The 21,008-nt window shown below is 71.0% G+C and carries 20 protein-coding genes; 8 read left to right on the top strand and 12 right to left on the bottom strand.

The window, feature by feature from the left end; translation table 11 throughout:
• Positions 1–459 (top strand): DUF4265 domain-containing protein, encoded by a 459-nt coding sequence (locus tag ACX114_RS27255; RefSeq protein WP_459289215.1) that lies wholly within the window; start codon positions 1–3, stop codon positions 457–459.
• A 208-nt stretch (positions 460–667) separates the two neighbouring features.
• Here ACX114_RS27255 and ACX114_RS27250 read toward each other — a convergent pair whose 3' ends face one another.
• The 6 genes from ACX114_RS27250 to ACX114_RS27225 all read right to left on the bottom strand — a co-directional run bounded on the left by ACX114_RS27250 (position 668) and on the right by ACX114_RS27225 (position 6,726).
• Complete coding sequence (locus ACX114_RS27250; protein WP_459289213.1) at positions 668–1,477, bottom strand: hypothetical protein; 810 nt, start codon at positions 1,475–1,477, stop codon at positions 668–670.
• A complete protein-coding gene (locus ACX114_RS27245) occupies positions 1,474–2,184 on the bottom strand; it encodes a DUF4956 domain-containing protein (protein WP_459289211.1) in 711 nt (236 codons plus the stop codon). The genes ACX114_RS27250 and ACX114_RS27245 overlap by 4 nt, the downstream gene beginning before the upstream one ends.
• Positions 2,185–2,189: 5 nt before the next feature.
• Entirely contained in the window at positions 2,190–3,902 is a 1,713-nt protein-coding gene (tmk, locus tag ACX114_RS27240; protein WP_459289209.1) for a dTMP kinase, read from the bottom strand.
• A 6-nt stretch (positions 3,903–3,908) separates the two neighbouring features.
• On the bottom strand, positions 3,909–4,628 hold the full coding sequence (locus ACX114_RS27235; RefSeq protein WP_459289207.1) for a VTC domain-containing protein: 720 nt from the start codon (positions 4,626–4,628) through the stop codon (positions 3,909–3,911).
• Between the two features lie 13 nt (positions 4,629–4,641).
• Positions 4,642–5,919 carry a hypothetical protein gene (locus ACX114_RS27230; RefSeq protein ID WP_459289205.1) on the bottom strand — a complete coding sequence of 426 codons (1,278 nt, stop codon included), beginning with the start codon at positions 5,917–5,919 and terminating at the stop codon, positions 4,642–4,644.
• Between the two features lie 225 nt (positions 5,920–6,144).
• Entirely contained in the window at positions 6,145–6,726 is a 582-nt protein-coding gene (locus ACX114_RS27225; protein ID WP_459289203.1) for a hypothetical protein, read from the bottom strand.
• A 114-nt stretch (positions 6,727–6,840) separates the two neighbouring features.
• Here ACX114_RS27225 and ACX114_RS27220 point away from each other — a divergent pair, with 114 nt between their 5' ends.
• Positions 6,841–9,063, top strand: a complete 2,223-nt coding sequence (locus ACX114_RS27220; protein WP_459289201.1) for a serine/threonine protein kinase — start codon at positions 6,841–6,843, stop codon at positions 9,061–9,063.
• Here the strand turns inward: ACX114_RS27220 and ACX114_RS27215 are convergent.
• A complete protein-coding gene (locus tag ACX114_RS27215; protein WP_120592508.1) occupies positions 9,060–9,392 on the bottom strand; it encodes a rhodanese-like domain-containing protein in 333 nt (110 codons plus the stop codon). The two genes, ACX114_RS27220 and ACX114_RS27215, sit on opposite strands and share 4 nt — an antisense overlap.
• 101 nt (positions 9,393–9,493) lie before the next feature.
• Here ACX114_RS27215 and ACX114_RS27210 point away from each other — a divergent pair, with 101 nt between their 5' ends.
• Positions 9,494–9,877: a HesB/IscA family protein gene (locus ACX114_RS27210; RefSeq protein WP_459289199.1), complete on the top strand. Its 384-nt coding sequence runs from the start codon at positions 9,494–9,496 to the stop codon at positions 9,875–9,877.
• 85 nt (positions 9,878–9,962) lie between these two features.
• On the opposite strand, the gene ACX114_RS27205 is transcribed toward ACX114_RS27210, so the two are convergent.
• Genes ACX114_RS27205 through ACX114_RS27195 form a run of 3 tightly spaced genes read right to left on the bottom strand, consistent with a single transcriptional unit; the run spans position 9,963 to position 12,103 of the window.
• Positions 9,963–10,481 carry an acyl-CoA thioesterase gene (locus ACX114_RS27205; RefSeq protein ID WP_223742622.1) on the bottom strand — a complete coding sequence of 173 codons (519 nt, stop codon included), beginning with the start codon at positions 10,479–10,481 and terminating at the stop codon, positions 9,963–9,965.
• Positions 10,482–10,515: 34 nt separating this feature from the next.
• Complete coding sequence (locus ACX114_RS27200) at positions 10,516–11,271, bottom strand: deoxynucleoside kinase (protein ID WP_459289197.1); 756 nt, start codon at positions 11,269–11,271, stop codon at positions 10,516–10,518.
• 13 nt (positions 11,272–11,284) lie between these two features.
• Positions 11,285–12,103 (bottom strand): glycerophosphodiester phosphodiesterase, encoded by an 819-nt coding sequence (locus tag ACX114_RS27195; RefSeq protein WP_459289195.1) that lies wholly within the window; start codon positions 12,101–12,103, stop codon positions 11,285–11,287.
• A 159-nt stretch (positions 12,104–12,262) separates the two neighbouring features.
• Here ACX114_RS27195 and ACX114_RS27190 point away from each other — a divergent pair, with 159 nt between their 5' ends.
• The 4 genes from ACX114_RS27190 to ACX114_RS27175 all read left to right on the top strand — a co-directional run bounded on the left by ACX114_RS27190 (position 12,263) and on the right by ACX114_RS27175 (position 17,591).
• The gene (locus ACX114_RS27190) at positions 12,263–13,342 is read left to right on the top strand and encodes a hypothetical protein (protein ID WP_459289193.1); all 1,080 of its coding nucleotides are present in this window, start codon (positions 12,263–12,265) and stop codon (positions 13,340–13,342) included.
• A gap of 216 nt (positions 13,343–13,558) precedes the next feature.
• A complete protein-coding gene (locus ACX114_RS27185) occupies positions 13,559–16,075 on the top strand; it encodes a serine/threonine-protein kinase (protein ID WP_459289191.1) in 2,517 nt (838 codons plus the stop codon).
• Complete coding sequence (locus tag ACX114_RS27180; RefSeq protein ID WP_459289190.1) at positions 16,033–16,626, top strand: hypothetical protein; 594 nt, start codon at positions 16,033–16,035, stop codon at positions 16,624–16,626. The genes ACX114_RS27185 and ACX114_RS27180 overlap by 43 nt, the downstream gene beginning before the upstream one ends.
• Before the next feature lie 158 nt (positions 16,627–16,784).
• Entirely contained in the window at positions 16,785–17,591 is an 807-nt protein-coding gene (locus tag ACX114_RS27175) for a hypothetical protein (protein WP_459289188.1), read from the top strand.
• A gap of 63 nt (positions 17,592–17,654) precedes the next feature.
• Here ACX114_RS27175 and ACX114_RS27170 read toward each other — a convergent pair whose 3' ends face one another.
• Together ACX114_RS27170 and ACX114_RS27165 are read right to left on the bottom strand one after the other, a co-directional pair.
• Positions 17,655–18,839, bottom strand: a complete 1,185-nt coding sequence (locus ACX114_RS27170; RefSeq protein ID WP_459289186.1) for a hypothetical protein — start codon at positions 18,837–18,839, stop codon at positions 17,655–17,657.
• Between the two features lie 23 nt (positions 18,840–18,862).
• The gene (locus ACX114_RS27165) at positions 18,863–20,425 is read right to left on the bottom strand and encodes a hypothetical protein (RefSeq protein WP_459289184.1); all 1,563 of its coding nucleotides are present in this window, start codon (positions 20,423–20,425) and stop codon (positions 18,863–18,865) included.
• Positions 20,426–20,616: 191 nt separating this feature from the next.
• Between ACX114_RS27165 and ACX114_RS27160 the strand changes: the two genes are divergently transcribed.
• The gene (locus tag ACX114_RS27160) at positions 20,617–20,988 is read left to right on the top strand and encodes a metallothionein (RefSeq protein WP_459289182.1); all 372 of its coding nucleotides are present in this window, start codon (positions 20,617–20,619) and stop codon (positions 20,986–20,988) included.
• The last annotated feature ends 20 nt before the right edge of the window (positions 20,989–21,008 follow it).

Genomic DNA, 21,008 nt, shown 5'->3' with positions numbered 1-21,008 from the left:
ATGAATGTCAAACTGAATGTTCGTGTTGGTCCTGGTCGTCGGCCATTGAAAGAGGTAGTGCCGGTGGAGCAGGCGAGGGATGGGGTTTTCCGGCTGACTCATTCCCCTGGCTTGGTTGAGGGATTGGCCGCCGGAGATGAAATTGAATTGGTGGATGATGGGGGGTTCAGGGTTGTTGGGAGGGGGGGTAATTTTTGTGTTTGGTTTTTCTTTCCTGCGACAGGGATGAATCGTGGGGTAGAAACAGATCGAATGGAGAAAGAGGTTGCTGAGCTGGGGGGATGGTTGGATGGAGGTGGGGAGACGGTGGTGATATTTACAGTTCCGGCTGTTGTTGGTTTTGATAAAATGGCTGACTATTTTGATGGGGCGATCTCGCGCGTTGAGGGGGCGACGTGGATGTTTTCTAATGCCTACGATCCTGTCACGAAGAAGCCCTTGTCGTGGTGGCAGCGATAGGCTTGTGGCCTCGTTGTGAGTTTGCGAGGGTTGTGGTTGTGAGTGGTTATGGGTGGTTGGATGGAGTCGCTCTGGCTATGAGGGGTTTGCTTGGTTTGTTTTAATGGTTTGCCCACCCTGAGTGGTGAGATTTTGAGAGTCAAAAGCCCAGGCCAGCGCATCCCTCGCGCCAACCCGGGCCTCAATCCCATCCAGATGAATCAGCGGCCTACGGCTTCTTCACGTCGTAGGACACCAGTTCCTCCAGGCGTTCCCCGTCCTCGCGGACCTTGCCCACGCCGGGGACCAGCCAGTACAGGCGCTGCTTCTCTTCCTTCACCTCGCCGCTCTTGTTCAACTTGTCGCGCTGGACCTTGATGGCATTGGTGAAGGTGCCCGCGGGCGTCGTCACCGTGACGTCCTTCTCCAACACCTTCCAGACGTAGGTCGGATCCTTCCCCTCGGTTCCTCCCGCCGCGTAGGTGATCAGCTCGCGCACCTTGTCCTGGTGCTCCCAGGGCACGGAGGCCGGCGTCGCCGCCAGGGACTTCATCATCGCCGGGGACCAGGTCGTTGCCTTCGTGGCCAGACCGTCCGTGACGTCCTCCTCGCGCAGGCGCACCACCAGGCCGTTGGTCAGCTCCAGTTGCCAGGAGTTCTCTTCGTAGACCGTGCCCGACTTCGTGCGGTCCTGGCGGCTGTGTACCTTCACGGCCGTCATCGTCGTGCCCGGCACCGTCTCCGGACCCTGCACCGTCACCACCTTGTCGAACACGCCTTCCACGTCATCCGTGATGCGGTAGGTCCAGGTGGAGCCCGTGGTCAGCGGCCACAGGGTCGTCATCTCCGCCTGCTGATCCGGCTTCGTGCCGCCGCCCTTGTCCGGGTCCACCGCGTTGCCCGGCAGGTCCACCGTGCCGTCCGGGTTCGTCGTGGGCGCGCCCGGATCATTCCCCGTCGGCAGGCTGCCCCCGCCTCCACCACAGGCAGCGATGGCTCCGCACGCCGCGAACAGCACCGCCAGCTTCCTGAACTTCATACCGTCTCCTCCCGCGCGCCCTTCGCGCTCACCGCCGTCCACCGCAGGCCCCGCAAGGGCGCCCCTTCCGTCCGTCCCAACGCCGCCGCCAGGCTTCCAGGCTCCGGCTCCTCCACTTCCAGCTCCACGCGCCGCGCGGAGAAATCCATCGCGCAGCTCTTCACCATCACGTTGCGCTCGCCCAGCGCCGCCCTCAGCGTGGCCTCCGCTCGCACCAGGTCGTCCGCCTGCGCGGACACCACCAGCCGCTGCTTCGCCTCCTTCGTCGCCACGGCCTTCTTCTCGAACAGGTCCAGCACGAAGAGCAGCACCGCCACGAACCCCGTGCCCACGCACGCCAGCACCAGGTTCCCGTGGCCGCAGGCCATGCCCAGGCCGATCACCAGGAACAGGATGGCCGCATCCCGCGGGTCCTTCAGCCCCGAGCGGAACCGCACGAACCCGCCCAGGCCCACCAGCCCGAAGGCCTTCGCCACGCTGTCGCCAATCACCGCCGTAATCACCGCCGCCGCCGCGCAGAGGAGGATCTGCGCCTGCACCATCTCCACCTTCGGCAGCGGCTTGCCCGTCAACATCCGCCACGGCCGCGACGACAACACCGCGCCAATCAGCGCCGCCGCCACCAGCCGGGGGAGGATGGCCCCCATCGACAGCGCCTGCAGCTCCTGCTCCACGTCCTGGAACAACGCTCCGAACGGACCCTCCATGGGCGTCATGCCTCCTGCCGCCCGGCATTCACGCTCAGCGTCTCCGCCAGCGCCCGCGCCGGCCGCTGCGCCTGCTCCAGCGCGCGGGCCTGCGCCACCACCGCGTACGCGTTGCGCAGCACCGGCAGCTTCCCGGCCTGCTCCTCCAGGATGCGGTCCAGCAGCGCCCGCGTCTCCGCCACCAGCGGCAGCCCGCGCATCGATGACACCACCGTCGCCGGCCACCGGCGCGCCGCGGAGGCCCGCAGCTTCCACGCGGCCGGCGAGTCCATCCCGTCCACGGAGTCCAGCGCCTCCTTGGTGGACTGCGCGCCCCGCTCACGCATCGCCCAGGCCCGCGGCGTGTCCACGCCGGTCAGCGAACGCAGCACCAGCTTCAGCGCTCCCTTCTCCAACTGCTCGCGCAGGCCCACCGCCACCGGCGTCTCCAGCCCTGTGGTGCTCTTGAGCACCGCCAGCCGGTCGTGCGGAATCAGCGCCTCGCGCAGCGCCTCCGCGCGCTCGGAAGCCAGCCCGCCCAGGCTGCGCGCAACCTCCGAGTACAGCTTGCGCTGCATGCCCGCCTCGCGGACCACCCAGGACTCCTCACCGTCCACGCCGGCCAGGCCCAGCAGCACCGCGCCCAGGTGACCGTCTTTCAGGCCCCGCTCGCGCAGCGCCCACGCCTCCGGCGAGTCCTGGCGCTTGAGCCCCTCCAGCACCGCCGCCGGCGCCTGCGCGTACAGCCGCTGCCGCAGCGCGTGTGAGCGCGGGGACGTCACAAGCCCCAGTCCCTCCGCCACGTCCACCGGCACACTCGCCGACAGCACGTCGCGCAGCGTCCACGCCGTGTCGTCATCCAGTCCATTCAGGCTGCGCGCCACCAGCCCCGGCAGCCGCTCCGCGTACGCCAGTCGGCGCTGGTGCGCGGGCAGGCCCGGGATGCCGTTGAGCAGCCACGCCGCAAGCTGCGGCTCGCGCGCCTCCAGGCTGTCCACCGCCTGGAAGAAGCGCTCCTCCACGTCGTCCACCGACACCGCGCCCGGCGCCGGCGGGGGAGGGGCGGGGACCAGCCTCTGCACCGGCTGCTCGCGGCCCTCCAGCCGCGCGACCACGGCCTCTACCAGGCGCTGCTCCAGCACGCGCAGCGGCTGATCATTGTTCTCCAGGATGATCCACCGCGTCGGATCCTTCCGGGCCTGCGCCAGGAACGCCTCGCGCACGCGCACCGCCAGCCCCGCTCCGACCAGGCCCTTGCGGCTGTCCGCGTCATTCACCTTGCCGCTCTGCACCTTGCCCAGCCGCTTGCGCAGCCGCGCGAGGTCCGGGTCCACGTCCACCAGGATGACCAGGTCCGGCCACAGCCCCTGCGACGCCAGCTCGCAGGAGGGCATCAGCTGCTCCTCCTTCAGGCCCCGCCCGCCGCCCGTCAGCGCCAGCTGCGAGTAGAGGTAGCGGTCGGTGATGCACACCTCGCCCCGCTTCAGCGCGGGCGCGATGACTTCTTCCAACTGCTGCGCGTCGCGGGCCAGGTTCAGGAAGAACTCGGCGCGCGGGCCCATCTCCAACAGCCGCGCGTCGCGCGTCAGGTCGCGGATGCGCCGCGCGGTGGGCGATTGCAGTTCGCCTCCCTCGCGCGCGTGCGCGACCTTGTAGCCCAGCCGCTTCAGCCGGGACGCGAGCAGGTTGGACAGCGTCGTCTTGCCGCTGCCGTCAATGCCTTCGAAATCGATGAACACGGTGCCCTAACCCCCTACGACCCCAACGCCACCTGATGTGAAGGCATGCACCCGCGCCATGCCCTCCGCGAACTTGCTGTACGCCGACGCGCCGCCCGGATTGAGGGCCGCCAGCCACTCGGGCAGCGCCGCCCCGAGGTGCTTCACCTCCACCACCACCCGCGAGTCCTCCCACACGGGCAGCCCCAGCCGCTCCACCGTCAGCGCCACCGGCGACAGGGCCAGCTCCGGCGACACGGCGTGGAAGCCGATGTCCCGGTCCACCGTCACGCGCCACTCCTGCGACACCTGGTACACGTGCCGCCGGTACGTCACCGCCAGCACCGGCGACAGGCTGCCCCCCGCGATGAGCGGCAACAGGCTCACGCCGCCCTTGATGGCCCGGCCCAGCTCCGCGCGCGGGACCCAGACGCGCCGCTTCTGGGTGAGCCCGCGGTGCTCGCGCTTCACCTCCAGCACCACGCGCTCGCGGCCCGCCGCGCCCACGTCCGGCGAGTACTCCTTCGTCCTCACCTTGAGGCAGTCGTCCGGCGTGAGCACCGCGCGCTGGGCCAGCGGATGGCCCGGCTTGTCGAAGTACACCGACACGATGCGCGTGGGCGGCGGCAGGTAGCCCCCCAGCTCCTGCGACAGCCTCGCGCACACCACCTTGGCGTCCGGGGCCTCCAGCACGCGCTTGAACTCACGCCGCAGCTTCGTCACTTCGCCTTCAGCGAACGAGATCATCCCAGGAGTCTCCTCAACGGAAGCGGGTGGCGAGCTGCACCGACAGCTCGAGCGCGGGCGCCACGTCCCCCGGCCGGAGCGCACGCTCCGCCTGGACCTGCGCCTTGAACGAATCCGCCAACAACACGTTGAAGCCCCCCGTCACCGAATGCCCCTCCGCCTGGATGCCACCCTGCAATTGCAGCGCCTCCGCCCCCACCACCGGTTGCACCGCCCACCCCTCGCGGCCCACCGGCACCGTCCAGTAGGCCAGCACCGACTGCGACTGGAACGGCCCCAACGCCAGCCGGCCCACCGCCGCCTCGCCCGTCACGGACAGCCCCCAGAGGCTCACCTCCGCGTCCGCCGCCGTCGCGTACTGCTTCGTCCCGTCAATCACCTGCGTCAGGTACGTGCTCGTGCCCAGCGTGAGGAACTTGAACGGGCGGATGCTCAGCCGCGCGGAGCCGTCCTCGCTCAGCCGCTTCCCGGTCGCGTCCTCGCCGCCCTCGAAGAGGCCCGCGGAGAACTTCAGGCCCCACGCCTCCTTGAGGCGCATCTCGCCCATCACGCCCAGGCGCCGGCCGCCCAGGGCGTTCGTCTCCGTGAGGTAGTCCTCCACCAGGCCGCGCTCCTGGATGGGCAGCCGCCACGCCGACTCCTGCGAGCGCTGCAGGAAGGGCGACTTGAAGCGGCCCGCGTACAGCCGCAGGCGCTTGCCGTCGTCCGCCAGCCGCACGAACGCGTCCTTCAGAATCGTCTTGGAGGCGAGATCCGCGCTCACCTCCGCTTCCAGGTTGGACAGCGACGCGGCCACGCCCACGCGCGCGGACTCGATGCCCAGGTCGCGCTCGTACTTCTGGCGCTCGTCCGCGGCGCCACGCGCGAACACGCGGCCGAACACGCGGATCCGCTGCTGCGGCCCGCCCTTGTCGTCCACCTTGTCCGCTTCGTCCGGCGCCTCGCCCAGCGTGTCCGCCTTGGGGCCCGTGTCCTTCTTCTTCTTCTTGCCCGGCACCGCCGCGTCCGGCACAGGCGCGTTCGGCTCGGCCACCTGCTCCGGGGAGCCCATGACGGGCCCCTGCGAGCCCGTGGGCATCGCCTGCGCCACCGCGCCTTCCAGCGCGTCACCTGCCGCGTCCCGCGACCTGTCCGCGTCGTCGTCCCCGGACACCTCGAGCGGCCGGTCCACTCCCTCCGCCGCGTCCTCGTCCGGTTCCGGCGCCGCGCTCGCGACCGCCGGCAGGCCCAGGAGGACCGCGACGAGCAGTCCGCGACGCCACCCCTTTTCCTCCAGCCCCGTCCCGCCCATGCCCGATGTCTCCCCGCCCCGGTAATGCCCCACGCCGTACGACCCGACGCCTGCTCCCCTGTGCAACCCCGGTGCCCAGGGCAGGGACGTGCACTGCCGGACATCCGGAAGCGGCGTGCGGGGTGGATGCCCCGTGACGTGGCCGTGACGGGACCCAACCTGGGAAGACTTTTTCCCTCCCGGGGCCCCGCATGGCTGTAACGCCGGACTGTAAGAAGGGCGGTGTTACCGATCAGCGGGCGGGTCCGCCGGCGGGGCGGATCCACCTTCCGGCGGGGCTTCCAGGGGCGCCTGGGGCAGGGGAGGGATGGGGTGCTCCGGCGTGACGCCTCGCCGCGTGACGGCGTACAGCACCCGCACCAGCAGGAGCCCTCCGGCGATGGCCATCAGGACGCGCCAGACCATGGGTGGAACCGGAGGCTCGCTCACGGTGAAGCGCGCGTGGGCCGCCTTGGGGCGGGTGGTGAGGAAGCGCACGTCCACGTCCCACGTGCCGGCCTCGTCGGGGACGAACTCGGTGCTCCAGCCCACGGCGTCGCGCGTCAGCGTGCGCGTCACCTGGCCCGGCACGCCCTCCCGGGAGAAGGCGACCGTGACGGCGCCCTGGAAGGGAGGTCCCTGGAGGTTTCCCACCGACAGGGTCAGCCGCAGGGGCTCACCGGGGCGCGGGACGGCGGGGGTGAGGACGCCGCTGAGCTGGTCCTCCGCGTCCCGCCAGGAGAGGGACAGCAGCTCTCCCTTGCGCTCGACCTTGATCTGATCCGACGCGGGGGCCGCGGCGGCATGCAGGGCCAGCAGGCAGGTCATGACGACCCACCCCAGCAAGGAGTCCCTGCGGCTTTGCCTCATGGACCGCTGTCCCCTAAGATGCGCTGCCCTGTCACCCTTCACTGAGCCCGCTCCCCCCGGGGAGTCCCCGGGATGAACCCTCAAGCATTCGGGAAATACCAGCTCCTCAAGAAGCTCGCCACGGGCGGCATGGCCGAAGTCTGGCTTGCGCGTCAGACCGGCATCGAAGGCTTCCAGAAGGAACTCGTCGTCAAGCGCATCCTCCCGCACCTCGCGGAGGACCGCGAGTTCGTGGAGATGTTCAAGAACGAGGCGCTGATCGCCGCGCGCTTCAACCATCCGAACATCGCGCAGGTCTACGAATTCGGCGAGGCCAACGGCACCTATTACATCGCCATGGAGTTCATCCACGGCGAGGACCTGGGCCGGGTCATGCGCAAGGCCAGCGGGATGAACCAGTGGATCGCCCGTCCGCTGGCCATCCGCATCGTCGCGTCCGCGTGCGAGGGCCTCTATTACGCGCACAGCCGCACGGATGACCGTGGCCAGCCGCTCAACGTGGTGCACCGCGACATCAGCCCGCAGAACATCCTGATCAGCTTCGATGGTTCGGTGAAGCTGGTGGACTTCGGCATCGCGAAGGCCGCGGATCAGGCGTCGATGACGAAGTCCGGCGCCATCAAGGGCAAGTTCGCGTACATGGCGCCCGAGCAGGCCGCGGGCAAGCACCTGGACCGGCGCGCGGACATCTTCGCCATCGGCCTGGTGCTGTACGAGATGCTCACCGGGCACCGGCCGCTCAAGAAGGACTCGGAGCTGGCCACGCTGCAGGCGGCCATGGAGTGCGCCATCCCGTCCCCGTCCGAGGTGGCCGACGTGCCCCGGGACATGGACCACGTGGTGATGCGCGCCCTGGCCAAGAGCGCGGATGACCGCTACGACAACGCGCGCGAGTTCCAGACGGCGTTGGAGGAGCTGCTCGTCAACGAGCGCTGGCTCGTCACCTCCGGACAGATTTCGGAGCTGATGAAGACGCTCTTCGCGGATCGCCTGAACGAGGAGCTCAAGCAGGGCCAGTTCGTGCCCGTGGGCGAGGACTCCAACACCTCGCCGCCCCGGCCGCCCCCGGACATGAGCTGGGACGCCCCGCCGGGCGAGTCGCCTTCGCGCGAGCGCTCGCGAGGCAACGCCACCCGCACGGGCGCCGCGCCACGCCGCGCCACGGGCATGTCGCCCGCGCTGGCGGAGGATCCGAACGAGTACGACGCGCCGTCACTCACGGGCGTGGAGCCGCAGCCCCGGCGCCGCTCCAGCGTGTCGGAGCCGGCCGTCCGCCGCGGCACGTCCACCAGCAACCCGAACGCGACGCAGATCGCCCGCACCAACTCGCGCTCGGACCTGCGCAGCCAGTCCGTGGAGGACGTCCCGCCGCCCCGGCGCACGGCGTCTCGCGCGGTGCCGGTGTCGGAGGCGCCCATGCGGTCGCGCTCCGGCGTGCACCGCATGGAGCTGGAGGACGACGAGCGCACGCGCCTGCCGCCCCCGGAGGATGATCCGGAGACGGAGCCCGCGCCCGCGCCGCCGCCCCCGCGACGGCGCACCAGCACCAGCCAGTCCGCGGTGGAGCCGCCGCGCCGCCGCACCTCCAGCCGCGTGGACGCCCCGCGCGCGCGCCCGGTGGCCCCGCCGGTGGACGACGAGGACTCGGGCGAGCGCCGTCCGTCGCGCTCCAGCGCCCCCGCGCTCCCGGAGCCGCCGAGGGCCAGGGGCGGCAGTGTCCGCACGCTGGTGACGGTGGGCCTCGTCGTGGGCGTGCTCGCGATGGGCGTGCTCTTCCGCGAGCCCATCATGCTGGCGCTCACGTCCAAGGCCGCGGACGCGCAGGGCGTGTGGCTCACGGTGAACACCAACCAGCCGGTGAAGGTGTCCGTGCGGCACACGGAGCGCTGCAACAGCCCGGAGCCGGTGACGATGCTGGGCACCGCGCCGCTCACGCGCGTGCAGGGCGCCCACCTGCAGGACACGCTCATCCTGGAGAACGACGCCCAGGGCATCTACCTGGAGGACTCGGAGGAGCTCGCGTTCGGCCAGCCCGGCGAGCTGAAGACCTTCGAGCGCAGCTTCAAGGAGGGCACCCTCAAGCTGAAGATCACCCCCAAGGGGATGACCACGGGCCTGACGGTGTACCGGAACAACCAGATGATGGGCAGCGCCGGCACCACGCTCAAGCTGATGGAGGGCAAGCAGCGCCTGGAGCTGCGCGGCAAGCAGCTCAAGGAGCCCGTCGCCTTCGAGGCCACCATCAAGGCCGACGAGACGACGGACCTGCCGTTGGACCTGGCCTCCGCGCTCTAGTAGCGCGGCAGGGCAGGGTCCACGGTGCGCGAGTACAGGTCGATGCCGCCCTGGAGCGACACGGCCTGAAGGCCCCGGTCGATGAGGTACGCGGCGCCGTCCAGGCTGCGCACCCCGTGGTGGCAGTAGACGACCACGGGGCGGCCCCGGAAGGACTCCAACTGCTCGTGGAAGTCCTCCAGCTCCGGCAGGGGCATCAGCACCGAGCCGGGCAGGGCCACCCACTCGTGCTCGTGCGGGAAGCGCACATCCACCAGCACGGGGCGTGACTCGGGAGGGCCGGCCAGGCGCCGGGCCAGCTCGGCGGGGGTGATTTCAGGGATGGGCATGGGGGTTATCTTCTGTTGAGCCGGGAAGGGGCCCGTCAGGTCCCTTGGCTTTTCGGGCGCCAGGGCGTTATGAGGCGCCGTCTACGAGGAGATTGAAGCACATGGATACTTCTACCGCCGTCACCGGCTCCACGCCGGCCTCCCAGCCCGCTCCTTCCGCGCCCGTCGTCCTGACGGCCGCCGCCATCGCCCAGGTGAAGACGGTCATCCAGGCCCAGGGCTTCCAGGGCTACTTCTTCTCCATCCGCGTGGTGCCCTCCGGCTGCAGCGGCCTGGGCTACGACCTGAACCTCGTGAAGGAGACGAAGGCCGGCGACCAGACGTGGGAGCAGGACGGCGTCACCATCGCCACCGACGCGCTGAGCGCCCAGTACCTCACGGGCACGCACATCGACTACGTCACCAGCATCACCGGCGCGGGCTTCAAGTTCGAGAACCCCAACGCCAAGTCGTCCTGCGGCTGCGGGACGTCGTTCACCACCTGATTGGCTGTCCGCTGATTCAGGGGGGATGAAGGGCCGGGATGGGACGCCAGGCAGGCGTGCCCCCGGCCCTTCGTGCGTCCAGCGCTCAGGCGCCGGCCACGGGCTTCATCACCTTCATCCAGTTCTGCTCGCCCTGGCCTCGGTTGCGGCGCTGGGCGCGGCGGGCCTCCGCCTCCTGGAAGGCCTGGCGCTCCGCGTCCGACTCCAGGAGCAGCGGCGGCACGGGCACGCCCTTGCCGTCCTGGCCCTGCGCCACGAACGTCAGCAGCGCGCTGGTGGTGAGGTGCCGCTCACCGGTGAGCGGGTTCTCCGCGTGCACGGTGACGCCCACCTCCAGGGAGGTGCGGAACGCCGCGAGCACGCGCGCGTGCAGGAGGGCAATCCAGCCCACGCGGATGGGGGCGTGGAAGTGCAGGTCGTCCATGGACGCCGTCACCACGACCTGACGGCAGTGGCGCTGGGCGGCCACGGCGCCGCAGATGTCGATCCACTGCATCACCTTCCCGCCGAACGCGGCGTTCAGGTTGTTGGCGTCCGGAGGGAGGATGAGCTGCGTCATCACCACTTCGGAGTCGCGCGGGCTCTTGGGGCTGAGGTCGTGCATGGCGCGACCGAGCGTGCCACGAAACAGCGCCGCGTCAGGCCAGGAATGCGGAGACGCGGTCCATGAACTCCTCGCGGCCCACGCCCTTGCGGATGTCCGACTTGGAGACGTCCACCACCAGGCACTCCACGCCGTACTTCTCCTGGAGCACCTGGGGGAAGCCCGCGTAGTAGCCGTTGAGTCCCTTGAGGAAGGGCCGCCCGATACCCTTCTCCTCCGCGCGTCCGCGCGTGCGGATGCGCTGGAGCAGCACCTCCTCCGACGGCACGTCGAAGCAGATGACCTTGTCCGGCCGCACGATGTGGCGCGACAGCCGCTGGAAGTACTCGTAGTACAGGTCCAGCTCCGCGTTCGTCATGTGCCCCAGGCCATGCAGGTACTTGGCGAAGATCTCCGGGTCTTCGTAGAGCGTGCGGTCCTGCACGCAGCTCTTGCGGACGGAGTGGATGAGCTCGTGGTGCTCCACGCGCCGGATGAGGAACTCCAGCTGCAGCGTGAACGACCACCGCGTCATGTCGCCGTAGTAGTCCCGCAGGAAGCGGTTGTCGATGACGGGCTCGTCGAAGAGCTCGAAGCCGAAGCCCTGGCTGATGAGCTTCGCGGCCGTCGTCTTGCCCGCGCCGATGTTGCCCGCGAGCGCCACGAAGCGCTTGGCGCGCGGCACCTTCACCTTGAGCTTGAGGGTGTTGCGAGCAGGCTTCGTTTCGGCGTCGGCCGGGGGCGGCGCCTTGGTCGAGGGCGGCTCGGTGCGGGACGTCGCCGGACGCGCGCGGGCGGTGGAGCGGGGCATGGAGCCCGAAGGCTTAACCCGGCTTTCCAGAGGCGTCCATTCGCTGGCGGAGCAGGTCCGGCCGGTCGGTCATGATGCCGCCGATGCGCTCCTGGATCAGCCGGTCCATCTCCGCCGGATCATCCACCGTCCACACGTTGATCCACTTGCCGCGGTCGGCCGCGGCCTTGAGCAGCACGTCGTCCACCAGCCGCACCTCGCCGAAGTACAGCGGCATGTCGAGCACGCTGAAGCGCGCGTCCTCCGGCGGCGCCTCGCCCGCCTTGAGCGCCAGGACGAACGCGGCCAGCGCGTCGCGCGGGTAGAAGTGGCACGCGTCGGGCAGTTCTTCGTACAGCCGCTCCGCGATGACGTCCTGCTCGCTGCCCAGGCAGACGCGGCCCAGGGCCACCTCCTCGGTCAGCAGGCGGGCGAGCACGGCCTCCGCGCCCGGCACGTCCGGCTTGAGCTCCACGTTGAGGCGCAGGGCAGGGAAGGCGCGCAGCACCTCGCGCAGCGTGGGCAGGCGCACGCCCTGGCCCCGGAAGGGGAAGGTGCGGCCCTCGTCCGGCGTGAAGCGGTGGCCCGCGTCCAGCTTGCGCAGCTCCGCCAGCGTCAGCGCCGCGAGTGGACCTTCCCCGTCGGTGCAGCGCTCCAGCGTGTCGTCGTGCGCGACGATGACCTCGCCATCGCGCGACAGGTGCACGTCCAGTTCCAGCATGTCCGTGCGGTGCGTGTGGACGGCGCGCTGGAAGGCCTCCAGCGTGTTCTCCGGCGCGAGCAGCGCTCCGCCGCGGTGCGCGATGTGGAGCGTGGGCTTCAGCCCATTAAGAAATGTGTCGCGCGGCAGCATGATCCACCTATTCCTGAATTGACGACGATGTCACGGACAGGGCCTCGGTCCGTTCCTTGCCGGCCCTACTGACCCACCGGTATAAGGGCCCGAATCCTCAGCCCGACCGGCGTCGGACTTCAACCACCTCGGCGCCCTTCACCTCCCGGAGAATTTCAAATGGAACTGCGCACGAAGCTGGGCGCTGCGGCCCTCCTGGCTGCCGCGGCGATGGCCACCGCGGCCGGCTGTGGCGGTCGTGACGACGACAACCCCACTCCCACCCCCGACGCCGGCTGCACGGGCGTCTGCAGCACCGACGCGGGCTCTGACGCGGGCACGAACACCGACGCGGGCAGCGACGCGGGGACGGATGCCGGCACGGACGCGGGCACGGCCAACCAGATCGCCGCGACGCGCAAGCTGTCGTTCGGCACCAAGGCGACGCTGCGCAACGTGGTCGTCTCCGGCGTCCACTACGAGAAGCTCAGCGACCAGGGCAACGGCTCGTGGCGCTCGTACTTCTGGGTGACGGATCCGGCGGCCCCGAAGGAGGGCCTCTTCATCCACAAGTTCTACACGGACACGCCGGACGCGTATCACCCGCAGATCGGCGACACCGTGGACATCGAGGGCTACTTCGGCACGGAGCCGAACTACGAGCCGTTCACCGGCCGCCGCCACCACCTGGCCAACCAGCGCTCGCCGGCGGTGCCGCTCGCCATCACGCCCAAGAACGTCGACGCGGGGACGGCGGGCCTGCCCCCGGTCAACGAGGTGACGGTGGACGACCTGACGGCGTCGCTCGCGGCGGCCCAGAACACCGCGTCCTACCTGGGCACGCGCGTGCACCTGGCGGGTCCGCTCGAGCTGACCAACCCGCAGCCCGTGCAGTTCCAGCGCCTGGACAATGAGGACGCGGGCACCATCTACTACGGCTTCGAGGTCACCGGCGGCATCCTCGTCTACCACGACAAGACCCGCTCCCGGACCTTCAGCGACGGCGGCACGTTCGCCGGCTGCGACTTCCAGAAGGAGGCCCTGGATGGCGGCGCGGTGACCTTCCCCAACGGCATCACCGGCGTCTGGGACACCTACACCTTCGCGCCCTGCGAGAACGGCAGCTCCGACATCACCGGCTGCGGCAACAACAGCTCCGACAGCGGCGTGCCGGGCACCACCCAGCGCTACACCTACACCATCATCCCGCAGGGCTGCGAAGACCTGCCGGGCCAGGTGAACGGCGCGGCCTTCCCGTAGCCTTCCGCCTGACGCTTTCCCCGTCCGCCTCCCAGGGCCTTCGTGCCCTGGGGGGCGGTCGTGTTTCAGGGGCCGGGGCCTGAAAGTTCGCGTGCCCGGCCGGGCCTGCCTAGAGTCCGGCGCCGGGCGGGTCGGACGGCTCCCCCCGGGGCGGGAATGCAGGTAGGCTCCGGACACGCTTCAAAGTTCCACCCGCGGCCCGCACCTTCCACGTCCTTGAGCTCGCCCCAGACGGCCACCCCGTTCGGCAGATACCTGCTCATCAAGCGCCTCGCGCTGGGCGGGATGGCGGAGCTGTTCCTGGCGCACAAGCCGCCGGACCCCACGCTGGTGGTCATCAAGCGGATCCTCCCGTACCTCTCCGAGGAGCCGGAGTTCGTCCAGATGTTCCTGGACGAGGCGCGCATCGCCGCCCAGCTCCATCACCCCAACATCGTGCAGGTGCACGAACTGGGGATCGAGGGCGACAACATCTTCATCTGCATGGAGTACGTGGAGGGCGTGGACCTGCGCCGCGTGCTCGCGGAGGAGTTCAAGTTCGGCGCGTCCATGCCGTACGGCGTCGCGGCGAAGATCTGCGCGGCCATCGCAGCGGGCCTGGACCATGCGCACTTCAGCCGCGGCGTGGATGGGCGCCCGCTGGAGCTGATCCACCGGGACGTCTCTCCGCAGAACGTGATGATCTCCTACGACGGGCGCGTGAAGCTCGTCGACTTCGGCATCGCCAAGGCCGGCGCGTTCATGGAGCGCAGCAAGCCGGGCGTCATCAAGGGGAAGTTCCTCTACCTCTCTCCCGAGCAGATTCTCCAGGAGCGGTTGGACCACCGGGCGGACATCTACGCGCTGGGGGTGATGCTCTACGAAATCACCACCGGCAAGCAGCCGTTCCACCGACCCACCACGGAAGGCATCCTCTACGCCATCCGCTACGAGGAGCCGCCGCCGCCGCACCTGGTGCGCCCGGACTACCCGGAGGCGCTGTCGCGCATCGTGATGCGGTGCCTGGTGAAGGACCGCACCCTGCGCTACCAGCGCGCTTCCGAAGTCCGCGACGACCTGCAGGCGTTCCTCGCGTCCGGCGTGCTCAAGCAGAGCCTGGACGTGGTGGGGTACATCGCGCGGCTGCTGGGGGCGAAGGAGGAGCGCACGGTGCTCCACATCCCCCCGGCGAAGCGCGCGGGCCGGCACGAGGCCACCCTGCCGCTGCCGTCCCTGCGCACGCCGCTGCCGCCTCCGGTGCCGGACCTGCCGGAGGACACCGCCGCGCGCACGCTGCCCCTGGCCGACGCGGAGGACACCGCGGCGCGCACGCTGCCCCTGTCGGACGTGGAGGACACGTCGTCGCGCACGTCTCCGCTCGACGAGGACACGGGCGCACGCACGCTGCCGTTGGGCGGGACGGCGTCGCCCCCCCGGGGGCCCTCGGCGCTGACGCCCGTGGGGCTGGTGTCCCGGCCTCCGGCGCGCAGGCCCACAGCGGAGTCCGCGGCGCTGCGTGCCTGGGACGCGGAAGAAGGGGAGCCGGAGACGCAGATGGCGCGGCCGCGCGACCTGCCCTCGGGCCACGACGACGACGACGATGATGGCGAGTCCACCGCGGTCGGGACGATGCCCGGCGCTCCCGCGCCGCGCCGCCACCTGGAGCCCGTGTTCGAGGCGGAGGCCTGGGACGAGGAGGAGGCGCAGGAGGAGGACGACGAGGGCGACTCCACCGTGCCGCTGCGCGCGCGCCGTCCCCGGCCCGTCGCGCCCACGCCCGCACCCGCGCGGCGCGGCCCTTCGGAGGCCACCGCGCGCTCCGGCTCGGGAGAGCGGGGCGGGGGAGACCGTTCGAGGCGTCCGTCGACTGGCGTGGCCATGCCTCGCGGAGCAGGTGCCGGGGATGATCCGTTCGCGCCCACGGCGCGTCGCTCGCCGGAGGGCCGCGCCGCGACGCCGCCCCCTGGCCCGCGCCGGCCGGGCACGGCGTCCGCCAACGACGGCCGCTCCGAGCCGCTGTCCTCCGGCCCCCGGCGCATGGGCGACGATGGCCGATCTGATCCGCTGTCCTCCGGTCCCCGCCGCACGGGTGACGACGGCCGCTCCGAGCCGCTGTCCTCCGGCCCCCGGCGCATGGGCGACGATGGCCGGTCTGATCCGCTGTCCTCCGGTTCTCGTCGCACGGGTGACGACGGCCGCTCCGAGCCTTTGTCCTCCGGTCCCCGGCGCATGGGCGATGACGGCCGGTCCGAGCCTTTGTCCTCCGGTCCCCGGCGCATGGGGGATGATGGCCGGTCTGATCCGCTGCCCTCCGGCCCTCGCCGTATGGGCGACGACGGACGCGTGTCGCAGCCTCCGGGCCCGCGACGGGGCGCCTCGGCGTCCAGCGATGCGAACCGCTCCGCGCCGCCTGGAAACCCGGGGGCTCGCAACATCCGTCCGCCGCCGCGTCCTTCGCCCGAGGACGACGAACGCTTCAACACCGACCCGGGACCCTCCGGGGTGAGCCTCACGGACCCGACGCCCGTCACGACCGGAGACCCGGACGATGACGAGTCCACCATCGGGTTCCAGGCGCCACGAAGGCCGCCGCCCCGGCGGCCGTGCGCGCGCCCGTCGACGAGGACGAGGACTACGACGACGAGGGGCCCGACACGCTCGACGCCTCCCGGTCGCCCCGGCGCTCGCGCGCCATCCTGGTGGCTGCGGGCGTGGTGCTCGTGGCCGTGCTCTGCCTGGGGCTCGCGTGGATGATGGGCCTCTTCAGTCCGGAAGCGCAGGCCCCGCCCGCGCCCATGAAGGGGTCTCCGGCGGGAGGCCCGGCGCGGCCCGGTCCCCAGGGAACGGCCCCCGTGAAGGCGCCCACGCCACCCGCCGCGGTTCCGGCCGAAGCCGCGCCGACGAAGCCCGCTGAACCCACGCTCGCGGACACCGCCGCGCGGCAGCAGCCTGTTGAACCCGCCCTCGCGGACACCGCCGCGAGCCCGCCGGACGCAGGGATCGCGGTGGCCGCGGCGGGCACTGAAGCCGCGACCCCGACAGCCGTGGAGACGGCGGCCCCGGCCAAACCCCCACCCCCCGCCACCGTGGAGGTCCGCTTCGAGGCCCCGGTGCGCACCGTGCTCGGCCGGCCGGGGGGCGGAAAGCTGCCCATCAACCAGGTGGTCGCCCTGGCTCCCGGCCCGCTTCGCGTCCAGTACACCTGCCCGGGAAGACGTGCACCTCGGGGCATTGAGACCTACAACGTCCGACCTGTAACCGGGGAACTCCAGACGCTCCGGGTCCCATGCCGCAGGCGGCGCTAATTGGCACGGCGACTTACGCGTATGCGGCATCCGCACCCCCCGGAGGACACGTAGGACCGGGTAAGCTTGAGTGCCCTTAAGTCGTTGGAATTCCTTGGCTTTCCACCAAGCGGGCGCGTTTACACATGTCAGAGGGGTCCGTAGACTCCGGCCCCTCTATGGCTCGCGCGAAGAAGCAGAAGAACATCAACCGACAGAGGACCTACCCCGCGGGGAGGGTGGCCCGGCAGCTCCCGGTCGCCCCAGAGCCCAACCGACTGGTGAAGGTGTGGCGGCGCGTGTTGGAGCGCCGGCTGCGCACGCGGCTGCGGGGGAAGGTGGCGGTGGAGATCCACGACAACACCCACACGATGCTGACGTTCCAACGCCAGCGGGCGCTGTGGCGGCTGAGGCTGCACCACATGTTCCTGGCGGCGCCGGACGACGTGCTCCAGGCGCTCGCGAGCTTCGTGCGCAAGGGGGACCCGGACGCCAGCGCGCTCCTGGACCGCTACATCGAGCGCAACCGCATCTTCATCCGCCGGCTGTCCCCGGCGCAGATGCGCAAGCGGCTGCGGCTGTCCCCGGTGGGGCGCTACCACGACCTGGCCCGCATCTATGAGCGGCTCAACGAGCGCTACTTCCAGAGCCGCATCGACGCGGCCATCACCTACGGGCCGGCGCCCCGGGTGAAGGGGCCTCGCAAGAGCATCAAGATGGGCTCGTACTCGGCGGACTCGAAGGTCATCCGCATCCACCCGGCGTTGGATCAGCCGCTGGTGCCCCGGTACTTCGTGGAGTGGATCGTCTTCCACGAGATGCTGCACCACGTCTACCGCGCCCGCCGGGGCGAGGACGGCCGGCGCTGCATCCACCCGCCGGAGTTGATGGAGCACGAGAAGCGCTTCCACGACTACCAGCGGGCGCTCGCCTGGGAGCGGGAGAACCTGGACCTGCTGTTGTGCGCCCGCACGGAGCAGCTCTGAAGCAAGCGGGCCCGCTCCCGGGTGTTTCCGGGACGCGGGCCCACCTGACGGCGCCTGTCTCCGTCAGGGCAGGATGAGGCCGCCGGGGCTGCGCCGCTCGCCTGTAGGGGCGGCGGGAGGCGCCTCGGGGGCCGGGGCGCCCTGCGCCGCCTGGGCCTGGGCACCGGCCGCGGCCAGGACCACGACCTTGGCGAAGAGCGTCTCCGCGAAGAGCGAGAAGGGCTCGACGAGCCCGTGGAAGAGGCGCCGCGCCTCGCCCCGGGCGATGTCCGCCTGGAGGGCCCGCGCGGTCGTGTCGAAGAAGGCCGCCATGCGCCACAGGCGGCGCGCGTAGCGCTGGCGCACCTCCGGGGTGAAGAAGGCCCTGGCCGCGTCCAACACCTTCTGCCGCACCTGTTGCTGGCGCTGGGGCCCGCTCAACGCCAGCGGGCTCGAGGCCAGCGCCTGCACCTGCTCCATCAGGCGGCGCATCTCCGCTTCGGGCGGCATCCACTCGGCGATCTCCGGCGTCGCGTGGAGCTGATCGCCCTCCAGGGCGCGGCGCACGTCGTCGGGCTCGGGGGCGGGGAGGGGCTCGGGTTCCTGGGGCTGTACGCCGTGGTGGCGCAGCGCGGCCTCCAGGTCTGTCGGGAAGGGCGTGCGGGTGCGCAGGTTGAGGGCCGCGGCCTCGGCGAGCAGCCGGGCTCCCTCCTCGCGGGAGACCTCCATGCCGAAGCCGTTCTTCAGCCCGTGCTTGAGGATGCGGCGGATGTCCCCGCGGCTCTGCTCGGTGCGGGTGAGCTCCAGCACGCCCTGCTCATCCGACGCGATGACCTGGAGCAGCTCCGCGCCGCCGCGCACCACGCGCGTGAGCAGCAGGCCGTACTGCCCCGCCGACGACACCACCGTCACCAGCGTGGGTAGCGTCTCCGGGGCCGGCGCCGGGGCCGCCTCCCTGGGCGCTTCCGCCGGGGTGACGCCGCGCGAGCGCAGCCGGTAGAGCGCCTTCTTCGCGGCCTTGGCCAGCGGCTTCACCGACGAAGCGGACAGGGCCTCCGGCAGCGCCACCTGGCCCGCCAGCACGGCGGCCTCCAGCACCGCGCCCGCCAGGGCCTCGGGCAGGGCCTCCACGGCCGCGGGCGTCGCGGCGCCCACGTCATCCGTGAGCTTCCGGGCCTGGGCGACGTCCGCCTCCGGGAAGGCGGGCAGGGGCGTGCCGGCGCGCAACGCATCCAGCAGGGGACGGGGCTCGGTGGAGGCAGGGCTCATGCGCCGGGTTTCTACTTCACGCCCTACCGCCGCCGCACCAGCCAGCTCCCCCCGCTCTGTCCCACGATGACCAGTTCCGACTGGAGCCGCGCGCCAAAGACGCGCGACGGATGCGCCCCGCGCACCAGGAAGTGGTCGTACCAGCGGCCCTGCGTCGCGTAGTCCATCTCCTGCGGACGCCACTCGGAGGGGAAGGTGGGCGGCACCTCCCCCCGGTAGCGCAGCGGCGAGTGGGGCGTGGTGGCGAAGGTGAAGTTGGGCACCCCGCCGCGCTCGCGCGCCACCACCGCCGCGGCGTGGATGAAGACGGGGAAGCGCACCACGCTGGAGCGCGGGTCGAACACCAGCCCCATCACCCTCGGCCGGTTCGCGGCCAGGTCGGACAGGGCCTCCAGCTCCCGGGCCTCCTGGGAGAAGCGCTGGAAGCCTCGCCCCATCACGAAGGCCAGGAGCAGCGCGCTCACCGCCGCCGCGAGCCCCAGCGGCCGCCGCCACTCCGCGCGCGCGGCCGGCATGCTCGCCACCAGCAGCGCCGCGGCCAGATGCGCGTAGCGCGTGTTGAGGTAGTAGACGTAGCCCCGGATGTCGAAGGGCAGGAGGAAGTACAGCGCCAGGGCCAGCACCCCCAGCCCCAACAGCCGCCAGCGCGCCACCGGGCCCTCGCGGCGCGTCCCCGGCCCCACGAGCCCCAGCACCCAGCCCGCCACCGCCACCGCGCCCACCGCGTACAGCGGCCAGCGGTCCGAGCCGTCATGGAACGTGTTGGCGAGCACCTGGAAGAACTCCGCGCGGTTCTGCTCGAAGCCCTTCCACGCCAGGTTCTGCGGCGAGAACGTGGGCCCCCACGCCTTCCACGGCGCGCCCGGCTGGATGTCCGGCGGGTTGCCGAATCTCAGCACCACCCACGACAGGAACAGCGTCACACCGGGCACCACGCCCAGCAGTGCCGGCACGCGTGGCCGCAGCCGGGCCACGAGGCCTTTCGCCGCCGCGTCCTCCGGCACCGGCGTGGTGAGGAGCAGCCACGGCAGTCCGAACGCCAGGAACCCGAAGGCCTGCACGTGGAAGAGCAGCACCGCCACCAGGCACACCGCCAGCCCCACGCCCCAGCGCGTCCGGCGTTGCGCGTCCGTCAACGTCCGCACGAAGAGGCCGCAGCACACGAGCGTCAGCGGCAGGGCCGCCAGGTAGTTGATGAAGCCCCAGCCGAAGCTGTCCCCGTACGCGAGCGGCAGCGTGAGCAGCGCGGGCCACGACGGCCGGCCCAGCCCGCGCAACAGGAAGGCCATGCCCAGCGGCATGCCCACCACGTACGCGGTGAGGAAGACGCGGTTGGCCAATTCCAGCGGCAACAGCCAGTTGAGCGCGCTGACGAGGTAGTAGTAGCCCAGGTACGGCGTCAGCTCGTGCCGCGCCGCGAACAGCGTGGGGTAGAGCGTCGTCGGGTCGTCCAGCCGGTGCAGCACCGAGATGAGGTACAGGTGCTGCGGCAGGTCCACCATGGGCAAGAGGCGCGACACCCAGAGCGGGAGCGCCCCCAGGACGAGCGCGGCGACAAAGGCGATGCGGGCAGTTCGGTTCGTCACGGGCAGGAGGGCGCGGACTGTACGCGCGCGCCCCCGCGCCGGGCGAGCGCACCGTGGGCTCCGTGGGCTCCGTTGACGGGTAGGCAAAGGTGCGTGCGAATGCCTTGGCAGGGGGAATGCCCTGCGCTATAGGCCGGAGCGGCGGACGCCTCCCCCAAGCCTTCCCCGGGCCTTCGCCAAGGAGAGCGGACATGGCACGCAGCGCGACGTTGATGACCGCGGGTTTGCTGCTGGGAGGCCTCTGGCTGCTGCCCACCAGCGCCCACGCCTGCGAGGCCCACGCGAAGGCCGCCGCGTCCAAGGGCACCGCGCCCCAGACACCCGCGCCGGAGGCGAAGAAGGACGACGCGCCGCGCCCGCTGGAGGAGCTGGATCAGCTGCTGACGGCGAAGTGCTCCTGCGGCAGCAAGGCGGACTGCACCTGCAAGCGCGGCAAGTGCGAGTGCTCCAAGTGCTCGGGCCGTCATGCGCCGCGCCAGGTGACGGACGCGCTGCGCGGCCGCCCCGCCACGCAGGAGCTCCAGGAGGCGCGCAACGACGCCTCCGCAGGCATCTTCATCTGAAACGAAAAGGGGGCCCGTGA

This window comes from Corallococcus sp. M7 (assembly GCF_054512695.1).
Note: the sequence above shows the minus strand (reverse complement) of the source record. Positions and strands in the feature narration are given on the sequence as shown.

What these genes read in the sequence shown, in the direction of transcription:
- ACX114_RS27225 (WP_459289203.1), bottom strand. Translation starts at nt 6,726, where the DNA reads ATGACCTGCCTGCTGGCCCTGCATGCCGCCGCGGCCCCCGCGTCGGAT.
- ACX114_RS27190 (WP_459289193.1), top strand. Translation starts at nt 12,263, where the DNA reads ATGGAACTGCGCACGAAGCTGGGCGCTGCGGCCCTCCTGGCTGCCGCG.
- ACX114_RS27205 (WP_223742622.1), bottom strand. Translation starts at nt 10,481, where the DNA reads ATGCACGACCTCAGCCCCAAGAGCCCGCGCGACTCCGAAGTGGTGATG.
- ACX114_RS27250 (WP_459289213.1), bottom strand. Translation starts at nt 1,477, where the DNA reads ATGAAGTTCAGGAAGCTGGCGGTGCTGTTCGCGGCGTGCGGAGCCATC.
- ACX114_RS27220 (WP_459289201.1), top strand. Translation starts at nt 6,841, where the DNA reads ATGAACCCTCAAGCATTCGGGAAATACCAGCTCCTCAAGAAGCTCGCC.
- ACX114_RS27210 (WP_459289199.1), top strand. Translation starts at nt 9,494, where the DNA reads ATGGATACTTCTACCGCCGTCACCGGCTCCACGCCGGCCTCCCAGCCC.
- ACX114_RS27230 (WP_459289205.1), bottom strand. Translation starts at nt 5,919, where the DNA reads ATGGGCGGGACGGGGCTGGAGGAAAAGGGGTGGCGTCGCGGACTGCTC.
- ACX114_RS27215 (WP_120592508.1), bottom strand. Translation starts at nt 9,392, where the DNA reads ATGCCCATCCCTGAAATCACCCCCGCCGAGCTGGCCCGGCGCCTGGCC.
- ACX114_RS27235 (WP_459289207.1), bottom strand. Translation starts at nt 4,628, where the DNA reads ATGATCTCGTTCGCTGAAGGCGAAGTGACGAAGCTGCGGCGTGAGTTC.
- ACX114_RS27160 (WP_459289182.1), top strand. Translation starts at nt 20,617, where the DNA reads ATGGCACGCAGCGCGACGTTGATGACCGCGGGTTTGCTGCTGGGAGGC.
- ACX114_RS27245 (WP_459289211.1), bottom strand. Translation starts at nt 2,184, where the DNA reads ATGGAGGGTCCGTTCGGAGCGTTGTTCCAGGACGTGGAGCAGGAGCTG.
- ACX114_RS27195 (WP_459289195.1), bottom strand. Translation starts at nt 12,103, where the DNA reads ATGCTGCCGCGCGACACATTTCTTAATGGGCTGAAGCCCACGCTCCAC.
- ACX114_RS27255 (WP_459289215.1), top strand. Translation starts at nt 1, where the DNA reads ATGAATGTCAAACTGAATGTTCGTGTTGGTCCTGGTCGTCGGCCATTG.
- ACX114_RS27200 (WP_459289197.1), bottom strand. Translation starts at nt 11,271, where the DNA reads ATGCCCCGCTCCACCGCCCGCGCGCGTCCGGCGACGTCCCGCACCGAG.
- ACX114_RS27170 (WP_459289186.1), bottom strand. Translation starts at nt 18,839, where the DNA reads ATGAGCCCTGCCTCCACCGAGCCCCGTCCCCTGCTGGATGCGTTGCGC.
- ACX114_RS27175 (WP_459289188.1), top strand. Translation starts at nt 16,785, where the DNA reads ATGGCTCGCGCGAAGAAGCAGAAGAACATCAACCGACAGAGGACCTAC.